Here is an 11,826-nt window from a genome sequence, read left to right on the forward strand (position 1 = left end):
TCACCTGCGCGTGACGGTGTGCCTCTCGCACTGCTGAGCCGCGCCCTTGACGCCCGGTCGGCGACTCAGCGTAGCGTCAGATGATCTCCATATGAGGAGGGGGTGAGCCAACCTCTTGTACGGCGCAGGGGCGGAAGGTCAGCAGGACCGACCGCCGGACGGGTGCCGGCCCACGGGGCAACTGCTCACCACAGGCCCCTCCCTGACTCTGGTCACGGACGACACATCCTCGGGATGCGCCCTACCTGCCGCACCAACTGTGCTTGTGGTCAACGCCCTTGGGACGGACATCTCGCTGCCGTGGCCCGTCACCTACGGGGGCGCCGCCTCACGAGACTCATCACCCCCGAGGCGGCCGACGTCCGCCGCCGGAACGGGCCGCGCGTTCCGCCTCGCCGCTGGCCTCCTGATCCGGATTTTTCTCCGCTTGACCTCCCGACCGGGTTCCTGATCCCCTTCTTCTTCGCTTGGCCGCCCGATGGGGTTTCTTGATCCCGTCTCTTTATCCCGGTTCTCGATCCCGGTTCTTGATCGGGTTGCTTGATCGGGTTTCCAGATCCGGACAAGGCGCGTTCCCCGCTTCCCCTGCTTGCCCTGCTTACTTTGGCTGCCCCGGCTGCCTGCCCTGGCTGCCCTGCCTGCCGCATACCTTGCGGACGCTGCGTGATCTCCCCCACGTACCGGCTGCGCGTCAGCGCAGAGAGTGATCGTCGACAACGACACCGCGCCTTCGATTTCGTACGGAGGGTGATGGCGCTGCACCGCGCTCTCCTCCGGCCCGCGCCGAGGCGGGGCAGGTTTCCGCAGCTCAGGCCAGCCGGAACGACGTCGCGGGCCGCTGCCGGGGCCGGGTGGGCGGGGATCGGGGGCCTTGGGGGCGGACGGCTTCGGGCGTTGTCGATCTTCAGCCGATCTCCGTCTGCGCCGCCGGTTCCCTGATCCGGGCCGAAGACAGGCAGTATGGGGGCGTGACCCTCATCGATCATCTCCCGAACGACGCCGACCCCGATGCCCTCTTCGAAGCCTTTTCGGGCTGGGCCGAGCAGCAGGGCATCTCGCTCTACCCTGCCCAGGAGGAGGCGCTGATCGAGGTGGTCTCCGGGGCGAACGTCATCCTGTCCACCCCCACCGGCTCCGGAAAGAGCCTGGTGGCGGCCGGCGCGCACTTCACCGCGCTCGCCAAGGATCAGGTCACCTTCTACACCGCACCCATCAAGGCGCTGGTCTCGGAGAAGTTCTTCGATCTGTGCAAGCTGTTCGGCACCGAGAACGTCGGCATGCTCACGGGAGACGCATCGGTCAACGCGGACGCACCGGTCATCTGCTGCACTGCCGAGGTCCTCGCCTCGATAGCGCTGCGGGACGGCAAGGACGCCGACATCGGCCAGGTCGTGATGGACGAGTTCCATTTCTATGCCGAGCCGGACCGTGGCTGGGCCTGGCAGATTCCGCTGCTGGAACTTCCGCAGGCGCAGTTCATTCTGATGTCGGCGACGCTCGGCGATATGTCGCGCTTCGAGGAGGATCTGACCCGGCGCACGGGGAAGCCGACGTCGCTGGTGCGCTCGGCGACCCGGCCGGTGCCGCTGTCGTACGAGTACCGGACGACGGCACTGACGGAGACGCTCACCGAGCTGCTGGAAACCCGTCAGGCCCCCGTTTACATCGTGCACTTCACGCAGGCCGCCGCCGTCGAGCGGGCGCAGGCGCTGATGAGCATCAATATGTGTACGCGCGCCGAGAAGGACCAGATCGCCGAGCTCATCGGGAACTTCCGGTTCACCACCAAGTTCGGCCGGAACCTGTCGCGGTATGTCCGTCATGGCATCGGCGTGCACCACGCCGGCATGCTGCCGAAGTACCGCAGGCTCGTCGAGAAGCTGGCGCAGGCGGGTTTGCTGAAGGTCATTTGTGGCACGGATACCCTCGGCGTGGGCGTCAATGTCCCCATTCGCACGGTGCTGTTCACCGCGCTGACCAAGTACGACGGGACGCGGGTGCGGACGCTGCGGGCACGGGAGTTCCATCAGATCGCGGGCCGGGCCGGCCGGGCCGGCTTCGACACCGCGGGCTTTGTGGTCGCCCAGGCCCCCGAGCATGTCGTGGAGAACGAGAAGGCGCTGGCCAAAGCGGGCGACGACCCCAAGAAGCGCCGGAAGGTGGTGCGCAAGAAGGCACCGGAGGGCTTCGTCAACTGGGGTGAGAACACCTTCGAGAAGCTGATCGCTGCCGATCCGGAGCCGCTGAACTCCCGCTTCCGGGTGACGCACGCGATGCTGCTGTCCGTGATCGCCCGGCCGGGTAATGCTTTCGAGGCGATGCGCAAGCTCCTCGAGGACAACCATGAGCCGCGCAAGAATCAGCTCAGGCACATCCGGCGGGCCATCGCGATCTACCGCTCGCTGCTGGACGGCGGGATCGTGGAGCGGCTGCCGGCGCCGGACGCGGAGGGCCGGATCGTCCGGCTGACCGTGGATCTTCAGCAGGACTTCGCGCTCAACCAGCCACTGTCGACGTTCGCCCTGGCCGCGTTCGACCTGCTCGACCCGGAGTCGCCCTCCTACGCGCTGGACATGGTCTCGGTCGTGGAGTCCACGCTGGACGATCCGCGCCAGATCCTGGCCGCGCAGCAGAACAAGGCCCGGGGCGAGGCGATCGCGCAGATGAAGGCCGACGGCGTCGAGTACGAAGAGCGCATGGAACGGCTCATGGACGTCGAGTACCCCAAGCCGCTGGAAGAGCTGCTCTTCCACGCCTACGGCCTGTACCGCAAGAGTCACCCGTGGGTCGGCGACCACCCGCTGTCGCCGAAGTCGGTCATCCGCGATATGTACGAACGCGCCATGACCTTCACCGAGTTCACGTCCCACTACGAGCTGGCGCGCACCGAGGGCATCGTGCTGCGTTACCTGGCGAGTGCGTTCAAGGCGCTGGACCACACCGTGCCGGACGATCTGAAGTCCGAGGACTTCCAGGACATCATCGCCTGGCTGGGCGAGATGGTGCGGCAGGTCGACTCCAGTCTGCTGGACGAGTGGGAACAGCTTGCCAACCCTGAGGTGGAGACGGCGGAGCAGGCCGCGGAGCGGGCCGATCAGGTGCGGCCGGTCACGTCCAACGCGCGGGCGTTCCGCGTGCTGGTGCGCAATGCGATGTTCCGGCGGGTGGAGCTGGCGGCGCTGGACAAGGTCGAGGAGCTCGGCGAGATGGATGCCGATTCCGGCTGGGGCGTGGATGCCTGGGGCGACGCGATGGACGCCTACTGGGACGAATACGACGAGCTGGGCACCGGTCCGGACGCCCGCGGCCCGAAGCTGCTGCAGATTCAGGAGGATGCCGAGCACGGACTGTGGAAGGTGCGGCAGACTTTCGCCGACCCGAACGGTGATCACGACTGGGGCATCTCCGCGGAGGTGGATCTGGCCGCCTCCGACGACGAGGGGCGCGCGGTCGTACGGGTCACGGATGTGGGTCAGTTGTGAGGCGACGGCTTCGACCGAGGCCGCCGAAGGATCTGACGGAGGGCCACCGGTCATGACCAATCCCGCCGAGAAGCTGGTCGATCTGCTGGATCTCGAGCAGATCGAGGTGAACATCTTCCGGGGCCGCAGCCCGCAGGAATCACTGCAGCGGGTCTTCGGCGGGCAGGTCGCGGCCCAGGCGTTGGTGGCTGCCGGGCGCACCACGGAAGGGGACCGCCCGGTCCACTCGCTCCATGCGTACTTTCTGCGGCCGGGCCGGCCCGGGGTGCCGATCGTGTACCTCGTCGAGCGGGTCCGCGACGGGCGCTCCTTCACCACCCGCCGGGTCGTCGCCGTCCAGCAGGGACGCACGATCTTCAATCTGACCGCCTCCTTCCACAAGCCGGAACCCGGCTTCGATCATCAGTTGCCGTTGCGTCGGGTGGTGCCCGACCCGGAGGAGCTGCCGACGGTCGCGGAAGAGGTCCGCGAGCGTCTGCACGATCTGCCCGTATCGCTGGAGCGGATGGCGCGCAGGATGCCGTTCGAGATCCGTTATGCCGACCGGCTGCGCTGGACCCCGGAGGAGATCGAGGGTGCGGAGCCGCGCAGCGCGGTGTGGATGCGCGCGGTCGGTCCGCTGGGCGACGATCCGCTCGTGCACACCTGCGCGCTGACCTACGCCAGCGATATGACGCTGCTGGACGCCGTCCGCATCCCGCTCGAACCGCTCTGGGGGCCGCGCGGGTTCGACATGGCCTCGCTCGATCACGCGATGTGGTTCCACCGTCCGTTCCGCGCGGACGAGTGGTTCCTCTACGACCAGGAGTCACCGATCGCCACCGGAGGACGGGGCCTGGCCCGCGGGCGGATCTACGACCGCGAGGGCAGGCTGCTGGTTTCGGTCGTCCAGGAAGGACTGTTCAGAAAGCTCGGCGACTGACCCGGGCGGGCGCCGGAGGGTACGGCGGCCGGTTTCCGCAGCCGCCCCGGGTCTTCCCTGCGGGCCCTTTCCAGGCACCGGGAGAGATGGACGCGGTACCACAGCACTTCGTCGAACTCATCCGCCGTCAGGACGCGCTCGAAGGATTCCCGGGCGGCAGGTGTCACCGTGATCACGGAGGCCATGGTGGGCCTCAGCCGGCGCAGCAGGGACCGCTCCAGCGGCTCCTCGGCCACCGAAGCCAGCTCCTCCGGCGGCAGCACGGCGGCGATCACCCCTGCCGCTTCCCAGGGGTCGTCGGTCTGTCCCATGAGCTGGGCGACCCGGCGGCTGCGCCACTGGCGTGCCCGCCAGTCCTGTCCGCTGTCGAGCATCACCCGCATCGCCGCCGGGGTGTTGCCCCGCATCAGGTCGGGTTCGCGGTCGGCGAAGTCGGCGACCTCGGCCGCGAGATAGAGCCAGACCACCGCGCCGAAGCGGTTGACGTAGAACCGGACGGGACCGAGGCAGCCGGCCCGGGTCAGACGCACGGCCCGGCCGGGCCCGATGCCCATGAGCGCCGCGGCCTCGGTCGTGCTGACCGCGCGGATCCGTGCGCGGAGCGCGTCCGGGAAGCCCGGCTCGGCCTGCAGCCGGGCGATCTCCTCCGCCGGGACCCGGCGCCGTCCGAGCGATCCAACGCCTCCCGGCCGGCCGTCGGTCCCGGCCGGCGCCGTCCGTACTTCTCCGAGCTGGGTGGCGAGCTCGAACTCGCCGCTCCTCAGCTCCAGTTCGCGGGCCGCTCGCCCCGCCGTGAGCGTCCGCTGTCCGTCGCACACCACTGTCATGTCGCTTCCCCCGCAACTCGGTCGATCACTGACAGTGACGACTGTAGCCGCAGACGATGACAGCGGGTCAAACCCCGCCTCAGACCTGTGGATAACCTTCCGGCTGGCGGACCGCGACGCCCAGATGCTCCCCGACGCGATTGACCAACAGCGTCATTTCGTAGGCGATCTGACCCATGTCGCCGTCGGCGCCCGCCAGCACGCACAGACAGCTGCCGTCCCCGGCCGCCGTCACGAACAGCACCCCGTCGTCGAACTCCACCATGGTCTGACGCACCCGACCGATTCTGAAGTGGAGCCCCGACCCCTTCGCGAGGCTGTGCAGTCCCGAGGCGACCGCCGCGAGATGCTCGGCGTCCTCCCGCTCCAGCCCCTCGCTCGCGCCGGTCACCAGCCCGTCGTTGGAGAGCACCAACGCATGCCGTACCTTCTGCACCCGCTTGGTCAGATCGTCCAGCAGCCAGTCGAGTCCGCTGCTCAATGCCATTGCTGCTTCCTCCCCGTGTCCCCGTCCGCACTCTTGGCCGGACAGCAGCCCGCGGTCCGCGAACTGCCGTGCCAGCCTGTCCCACCTCCGCCGTCTCGGCAAGCGGCCCCAAAGCCCGGCGTGCCACGCGGCGCTTGTGCGTACCGCATGGCTGAGGATGTCGGCATGGCACACAAGATGACGAAGGATGAGTGGCAGAGGTTCCTTTCCGAGGGCACTCGCACCGGCAAGCTGGCGACCGTACGGGCCGACGGCAGCCCGCACATCGCCCCGGTGTGGTTCCTCATGGACGGTGCTGAGCTGGTGTTCAACACCGGCGCGGACACGGTCAAGGGCCGCAATCTCGCCCGCGACGGCAGGGTGGCACTGTGCGTCGACGACGAACGGCCGCCGTTCGCTTTCGTGTCCGTGCAGGGAACGGCGGAGATCAGCGACGATCTGGCGGACGTACGTCACTGGGCGGCCCGGATCGCGGCCCGCTACATGGGCGAGGACCGTGCGGAGGAGTACGGCGCCCGCAACGGCGTTCCGGGCGAAGTGGTGGTCCGGGTCAGGGTCGACAAGGTCATCGCCCTCGCGGCCGTCGCGGGCTGAGGGGTGCGTGGCGCGGGCCGTACGGCTTCCGCGCCACGGCCGGCCGCCGGTTCACCCCACCGAATCCAGCACCCCGGCGGAGTGCCGGCGCCCCGCGTGCTCGACGAGCCGGACCAGCACCTCCTTGCCGGAGTCGCGGTCCCTCGCGTCACAGAGCACGACCGGGGTACTACGGTCCAGGTCCAGCGCGCGGGCCACCTCGTCGGCCCCGTAGGACCGCGCCTCCGCAAAGCAGTTGACCGCCACCAGGAACGGGATCGCCCGGCGCTCGAAGTAGTCGACGGCCGGAAAGCAGTCCTGCAGCCGCCGGGTATCGGCCAGCACCACGGCACCCAGCGCGCCCTCCGACAGGTCGTCCCACAAGAACCAGAAGCGGTCCTGTCCGGGGGTGCCGAAGAGGTAGAGGGACAGACCCTGCCTGATGGTGATGCGGCCGAAGTCCATCGCCACCGTGGTGGTGCCCTTGTCGTCCACTCCCCCGGTGTCGTCCACGGTCTCGCCCACCTCGCTGAGCCGCTCCTCCGTGCGCAGCGGGTGGATCTCGCTGACCGAGCCCACCAGGGTGGTCTTGCCCACGCCGAAGCCGCCCGCGACTAAGATCTTCAGGGTCAACTCGGCGTCGGGGTCCGGGGCTGCGTCCTCCGGTGCCCCTTGTGCGGAGTTCATCGGCCGTCTCCTCCAGGATGCAGGTTCCTGCGCGTCACGGGGTATACGGATCCACGGCTCGACGAGGGGAGCCTTCGGCGGCGGAGGGCCGCCCGAAATCCATGGCGAGGACCGTACCCCCGGCTGATCGGGATTTCCCCGGATTTGCCAAAGCCGTCACGTCTTTCGATCAAGAAGCCCATCAGCCGCCACATGCGTGATAGTTGGCCCTCTGCGGCGCACCACCGCGCGAGCTTTGGGGAGGGGCCGCGCCGGGCAGAACACGTTCGCCCGGCGGCCGGCCCGGCCGGTGCGGAATCATGAGCGCATGACGCCACAGCAGTCACAGGAGCGGACCGGTCCACCGGCGGCGGCCCCCTCGACGGGTACCGTCGAGCGCAACGGCATCAACCCGGTGCCGGATTCCGAACGGCACGGCAGCCCCAGGTCCCTGTTCTGGCCGTGGGCCGCCTCCGGGCTGTCCTTGCTGTCCATCGCCTACGGCGTCTACCTCATGGGCCTGGGGCTCAGTCCCTGGCAGACGATCGTCACCGGGGCCCTCGGCTATGTGCTGTCCTTCGTCCTGGTCGGTCTGGTCTCGGTCGCCGGAGCGCGCACGGGCGCACCCACCATGGCCATCGGCCGGGTCTCCTTCGGGACACAGGGCAACAAGCTGCCCACCTTGTTCAGTTATATCTCCAACGTCGGCTGGGAGACCGTACTGGTCGCGCTCTCCTCGCTCGGCGGCTCCGCGATCCTGGCGCGGGTGGCGCCCGACGCGTTCGCCCGGGCCGACGGCCGGACGCCGACGACGACGGCGCAGGCGCTGTGCTTCGCGGTGACCGCCGTCTCCGTCGTGGTCGTGGGGATCTTCGGGCACGCGCTGATCATGAAGGTGCAGAAGTATCTGACCGCGGCGATCACCGTGCTGACCGTGGTGTACATGGTGCTGATGGCCGACCGTATCGATCCGTCCGCCCTCGCGGACGGCCCCGCCGCCGGCCTCGGCACATGCGTCGGCGGCGTCGTGTTCGCGATGACGCTCCTGGGCCTGGGCTGGGTCAACTGCGGCGCCGACTACAGCCGTTATCTGCCGCGTTCGAGCAGCGGCCGGGCGATCACCCGGTGGACCACACTGGGCGGGGTGCTGCCCCCGTTGGCCCTGCTGATCTTCGGCGTACTCCTGAACGCCGGTGACCCGAAGCTCGCGGCGGCCGCGGCCGCCGACCCCGTGGGCGCCCTCGCGGCCGAGTTGCCCACCTGGTTTCTGGTGCCGTATCTGCTCACCGCCATCGGCGGGTTCGCCTCCGGGGCGATCATGGACATCTACAGCTCGGGCATGTCGATGCTGGCCCTGGGCATCCCCGTCCGCCGGCACCTCGCCGTCCTGGTGGACGGTGTGCTGATGGCCTTCGGCGGCTGGTACGTGCTGTTCGTCTCCCCCAGTTTCTTCGCCACCTTCCAGGCGTTCCTGTCCGTCATCGGGGTGGCGATGGCCGCCTGGACGGCCGTCTTCCTGGTGGAACAGTGGCGCCGCCGCCACACCGGCTTCGCGCTGACGCCCGTACGGGCCCTCGGCCTGCCCGCGGTGCTCTCACTCACCGTCGCCACCGCCGTCGGACTCGGCCTGATCACGTCCGGCGATCCCCATATCGCCCAGGCCGTGGGCTTTCTGCTCACCGACAGCGCCGCACGGGGCACGCTGGGCGCCATGAACCTCGGCGTCGTGGTGGCCCTCGCTGTCGCGGGCGCCCTGTACGCCTGCACCGCCCCTCTCGCCGACCGCCCCGCCACTGGAGGAGCCCGATGACCGACCACCACGCCGACCGGCCGCACGAGGTCCGGGCGTTCTTCGCACCACGCGCCGCCGGCTGGGACACGAAGTTTCCCGACGACGGTCCCGCCTATGAGGCGGGCGCCGCGGAACTGAGCCTCCAGGAGGGCGACCGGGTGCTGGACGCCGGCTGCGGTACGGGGCGCGCGCTGCCCGCGCTGCGGGCGGCCGTGGGAGCGCCCGGAACGGTGCTGGGCGCCGATGTCACGCCCGAGATGCTGCGGGCCGCCGTACGGGCCGGGCGCGACCGCTACGCGGCGCTCCTGCTCGCCGATGTGACCCGGCTGCCGCTGCCCGACGCCGCGCTGGACGCCGTCTTCGCCGCCGGGCTCATCTCCCACCTGCCGGACTCGGCGGGCGGCCTCACCGAACTCGCCAGGACCGTACGCCCCGGTGGCCGGCTGGCCCTCTTCCACCCCATCGGGCGGGCCGCGCTCGCCGCCCGCAAGGGCCGCGCGATCACCCCCGACGACCTACGGGCGGAGCCGAATCTGCGGCCCCTCCTGGCCGACTGCGGCTGGGACCTGATCCGGTACGAGGACGGCGACTCCCGCTACCTGGCACTGGCGGTACGCCGGGGGTGACGGGCCGCCGGTGAACGCCCCTCAGGACGCCGCCGGGCCCTCCCCATGGGGCACCGGGCAGCTGCCCGTGCTGCGGGAGGCGGGGAAGGTCCCGAGCTCGGCCACCCGGAAGCCGTTCGGATAGCCCTTGATCTCGGGGTTCTGGCGGGCGTAGTGCGGAGTGCGGCGGGGCGGCAGCAGCCGCACGGCCCTGGCGCGCAGCTTCAGAGCGCTGCGCACCGCCTTCCGGACCGCGGGTTTGGGCCGCTCGTACCGGAACGCCTCCAGCAGCGTGTCGTCCAGGAGGGCCATGCTGGCTCCGCGCACCACCGGAGCGAGCGGGCCGTACCACCCCGCCATCAGATCCAGCGTGGCGTCCGACACCCTTCGCGCGCCCTCGTCCCAGCCGAAGTGCGCCTCCTCGTAGGCGTCGAGGCACCGTTCGAAGTCCTCGTAGGTCTCCGGGAGTTCGGTGATGCCCATATGGCGGCCCAGGGTGCGGTAGTAGACGGCGACGGCATGCCGTTCGTGCGCGGTCAGCCGCCGCCAGCCGTAGGCGTCGAGCCACCGCTTGGGCACCACCACGAACGTGCACAGGACATAGCGCATGTCCTCGTTGCTGATGTCATAGCTGCGGTGCATCTGGTTGATGCGGCGGATCGCCGTCCGGCCGTCCTCGCCGTCGAAGCCGTGCTCGACGACGGCGTCCAGGAGGAGGGCGGTGTCGTCGTAGCGCTTTTGCGTGCGGCCCGTCAGCTCGGCGGTCTCGGAGAGCAGCCGGCCGATGCTCGGCACCGCGTAGGTGCGGTAGAGCGCCAGCTCCAGGGCCCGGGTCAAGTCCCAGGGGAATTCATGGTTCGCGATGATGCGGTAGATCCGCAGGAAGTCGCGCTCCGGGTCGAGCCGCAGGATCTCCCTCAACCAGTCGTAGCGCCGCACCTGACATCCGTCCCTTCGTTCGCCGACGGGCCAATTTTAGGGGTGCGGACGGTAGTTGAGTGGGCGTGACGGGCGCCAGATCGGGCCGTGCGGTGGCCGGATTCCGTAGTGTCAGGGGGTCTCGCGTGGGGGCACGCCGGTCGTGCGCCGTGCGGTGCGGGTACCGCGCCCCGGGGTGCGCGCGTCGGCGCCGTAGCGGTCCGTGAGCGTCGGGTCCACCACGGCCAGCGCCTTCTTGACGGGCATGCCGGTGCGGTCGGCGAGCGCCAGCCGCTCCTGGACCTCGCGCGGGGTGCGCGGGCGGTAGCCCGGCCCCGTACCGCAGCAGCCGCCGTGGAAGGTCAGTCCCGCGCGCAGGACGGCCTCCAGGGCACGCCAGCCGGCTTCGTCGCGCCGCTTGGGGACCGCCAGATCGGCGCCCGCGTTGATCAGCTCGGCGCCGCACTGGGTGCAGCGGTCCGGGCCCTGCGAGACCGGCGTCTTCTTCCACGCGGCCCGGCAGGCCAGGCACACGAAGTGCATCCGGCTGCTGTAAAAACACATCTGCGCAGCGTACGGCTGGTGACAAGCTTGTCCCAAGCCAATTAAGGTGCGCCGACGTACTCCGCAATGGATTGGATGGGGAGGCCCGCGTGCCCACGACCGAGAGCGCCGACAACGACCAGTTGTTCGTGCTGACGGCGGTGCTGCTGACGCCCGCGCAGTTCCCGAGCGTGCTCGGCGACGACTACCCCGAGGTGTGTGGTGGCCTAGGCCTCGAACCGTACGCGGAGGGCTACGGGCTGGTCCTCGGTCAGGACAGTGACGGCGCGCGCTGGACGGTGGCGACGGAGGATGTGTCGCTGGTGGCCTGTGCGATCGCGGCCTGGGACTGCGGGATGGAGTACGACCTGTCCCCCGGGGAGGACAGCATCGTCGGGGCGCTGCCCGGCTGGCCGCTCTCGCTCGCCGTATCGGCGCCCGGTGTGCCGCAGCCGCATGATCCGAAGCCGGAGGACGGCGACCCGGCGCCGCTCACGCCGCCGGACGCCGAGGAGTGGGGGCCTGCCCAACGGCGGCTCGGCGCGGACGAGATCGCGATGCAGTGGGCGGCGTGGCGCGCGGAGGTGGATGACGAGGACAGCTTTGCCGAGCCGGGAGATCATGCGCACAAGGGCGTGCGGCGGGTGCTGGAGGAGGCGCGCGGCTATGTGAACGAGCCGCCGCCGCCCGGGCGGGTGCGGTCGTCGTTCGCGGCCGGGGAGGCACGGACGCTGCGGGTCGACGGGCCCGGCTGGAGCATGGTCGCCCGTACCGACGACATTGCGTTCGTGCTGCTGGACGACGAGCCGGGCGAGGTACATCCGGTGGGCCGGGGGCCCGAGCTGCCCGACCTGCTGACGTCCCTCGACGAGCTGGCGGCGCGGCCGGTCTGAGCGGGTCGTTGCGCGGGGTGGTGCCGTATACGGGGGTCGCGGTGCGCCGCGGCCGGTGCGGGATGACGCCGTAGCGGGGGTGCGCTCTTCCGTGGGGGCGAAACGGCCTCAGCCGCAC

11 protein-coding genes are annotated in these 11,826 nt (G+C 70.0%); 6 read left to right on the top strand and 5 right to left on the bottom strand.

Annotated features, from left to right (window positions below; translation table 11 throughout):
* The first annotated feature begins 968 nt into the window (after positions 1 to 968).
* Together ACGFWI_RS09310 and ACGFWI_RS09315 are read left to right on the top strand one after the other, a co-directional pair.
* Complete coding sequence (locus tag ACGFWI_RS09310; protein ID WP_393905321.1) at positions 969 to 3,482, top strand: DEAD/DEAH box helicase; 2,514 nt, start codon at positions 969 to 971, stop codon at positions 3,480 to 3,482.
* 52 nt (positions 3,483 to 3,534) lie between these two features.
* Positions 3,535 to 4,404: an acyl-CoA thioesterase gene (locus ACGFWI_RS09315; RefSeq protein WP_393905322.1), complete on the top strand. Its 870-nt coding sequence runs from the start codon at positions 3,535 to 3,537 to the stop codon at positions 4,402 to 4,404.
* Here ACGFWI_RS09315 and ACGFWI_RS09320 read toward each other — a convergent pair.
* Positions 4,335 to 5,231, bottom strand: a complete 897-nt coding sequence (locus ACGFWI_RS09320; protein WP_393905323.1) for a DUF6397 family protein — start codon at positions 5,229 to 5,231, stop codon at positions 4,335 to 4,337. The genes ACGFWI_RS09315 and ACGFWI_RS09320 overlap by 70 nt on opposite strands.
* A 79-nt stretch (positions 5,232 to 5,310) precedes the next feature.
* Positions 5,311 to 5,718 (bottom strand): roadblock/LC7 domain-containing protein, encoded by a 408-nt coding sequence (locus tag ACGFWI_RS09325; protein ID WP_393905324.1) that lies wholly within the window; start codon positions 5,716 to 5,718, stop codon positions 5,311 to 5,313.
* Positions 5,719 to 5,883: 165 nt separating this feature from the next.
* Here ACGFWI_RS09325 and ACGFWI_RS09330 point away from each other — a divergent pair, with 165 nt between their 5' ends.
* Complete coding sequence (locus ACGFWI_RS09330; RefSeq protein ID WP_393905325.1) at positions 5,884 to 6,312, top strand: PPOX class F420-dependent oxidoreductase; 429 nt, start codon at positions 5,884 to 5,886, stop codon at positions 6,310 to 6,312.
* A 51-nt stretch (positions 6,313 to 6,363) separates the two neighbouring features.
* Here the strand turns inward: ACGFWI_RS09330 and ACGFWI_RS09335 are convergent, their stop codons facing one another.
* Positions 6,364 to 6,978, bottom strand: a complete 615-nt coding sequence (locus ACGFWI_RS09335; protein ID WP_393905326.1) for an ATP/GTP-binding protein — start codon at positions 6,976 to 6,978, stop codon at positions 6,364 to 6,366.
* Positions 6,979 to 7,285: 307 nt separating this feature from the next.
* On the opposite strand from ACGFWI_RS09335, the gene ACGFWI_RS09340 reads away from it, so the two are divergent.
* Together ACGFWI_RS09340 and ACGFWI_RS09345 are read left to right on the top strand one after the other, a co-directional pair.
* Complete coding sequence (locus tag ACGFWI_RS09340; protein ID WP_393905327.1) at positions 7,286 to 8,767, top strand: purine-cytosine permease family protein; 1,482 nt, start codon at positions 7,286 to 7,288, stop codon at positions 8,765 to 8,767.
* The gene (locus ACGFWI_RS09345; RefSeq protein ID WP_393905328.1) at positions 8,764 to 9,375 is read left to right on the top strand and encodes a class I SAM-dependent methyltransferase; all 612 of its coding nucleotides are present in this window, start codon (positions 8,764 to 8,766) and stop codon (positions 9,373 to 9,375) included. The genes ACGFWI_RS09340 and ACGFWI_RS09345 overlap by 4 nt, the downstream gene beginning before the upstream one ends.
* 21 nt (positions 9,376 to 9,396) lie before the next feature.
* Here the strand turns inward: ACGFWI_RS09345 and ACGFWI_RS09350 are convergent, their stop codons facing one another.
* Together ACGFWI_RS09350 and ACGFWI_RS09355 are read right to left on the bottom strand one after the other, a co-directional pair.
* Complete coding sequence (locus tag ACGFWI_RS09350; protein WP_393905329.1) at positions 9,397 to 10,293, bottom strand: oxygenase MpaB family protein; 897 nt, start codon at positions 10,291 to 10,293, stop codon at positions 9,397 to 9,399.
* 111 nt (positions 10,294 to 10,404) lie between these two features.
* On the bottom strand, positions 10,405 to 10,836 hold the full coding sequence (locus ACGFWI_RS09355; protein ID WP_393905330.1) for a hypothetical protein: 432 nt from the start codon (positions 10,834 to 10,836) through the stop codon (positions 10,405 to 10,407).
* A gap of 89 nt (positions 10,837 to 10,925) precedes the next feature.
* On the opposite strand from ACGFWI_RS09355, the gene ACGFWI_RS09360 reads away from it, so the two are divergent.
* Complete coding sequence (locus ACGFWI_RS09360; RefSeq protein WP_393905331.1) at positions 10,926 to 11,708, top strand: hypothetical protein; 783 nt, start codon at positions 10,926 to 10,928, stop codon at positions 11,706 to 11,708.
* The last annotated feature ends 118 nt before the right edge of the window (positions 11,709 to 11,826 follow it).

It is taken from the genome of Streptomyces sp. NPDC048434, assembly GCF_043200375.1.
Classification (GTDB): Bacteria; Actinomycetota; Actinomycetes; order Streptomycetales; family Streptomycetaceae; genus Streptomyces.

Bases quoted from the DNA above. Each gene is read 5' to 3' on its own strand.
- ACGFWI_RS09335 (WP_393905326.1), bottom strand. From the start codon at position 6,978: ATGAACTCCGCACAAGGGGCACCGGAGGACGCAGCCCCGGACCCCGAC.
- ACGFWI_RS09345 (WP_393905328.1), top strand. From the start codon at position 8,764: ATGACCGACCACCACGCCGACCGGCCGCACGAGGTCCGGGCGTTCTTC.
- ACGFWI_RS09340 (WP_393905327.1), top strand. From the start codon at position 7,286: ATGACGCCACAGCAGTCACAGGAGCGGACCGGTCCACCGGCGGCGGCC.
- ACGFWI_RS09330 (WP_393905325.1), top strand. From the start codon at position 5,884: ATGGCACACAAGATGACGAAGGATGAGTGGCAGAGGTTCCTTTCCGAG.
- ACGFWI_RS09355 (WP_393905330.1), bottom strand. From the start codon at position 10,836: ATGTGTTTTTACAGCAGCCGGATGCACTTCGTGTGCCTGGCCTGCCGG.
- ACGFWI_RS09315 (WP_393905322.1), top strand. From the start codon at position 3,535: ATGACCAATCCCGCCGAGAAGCTGGTCGATCTGCTGGATCTCGAGCAG.
- ACGFWI_RS09320 (WP_393905323.1), bottom strand. From the start codon at position 5,231: ATGACAGTGGTGTGCGACGGACAGCGGACGCTCACGGCGGGGCGAGCG.
- ACGFWI_RS09325 (WP_393905324.1), bottom strand. From the start codon at position 5,718: ATGGCATTGAGCAGCGGACTCGACTGGCTGCTGGACGATCTGACCAAG.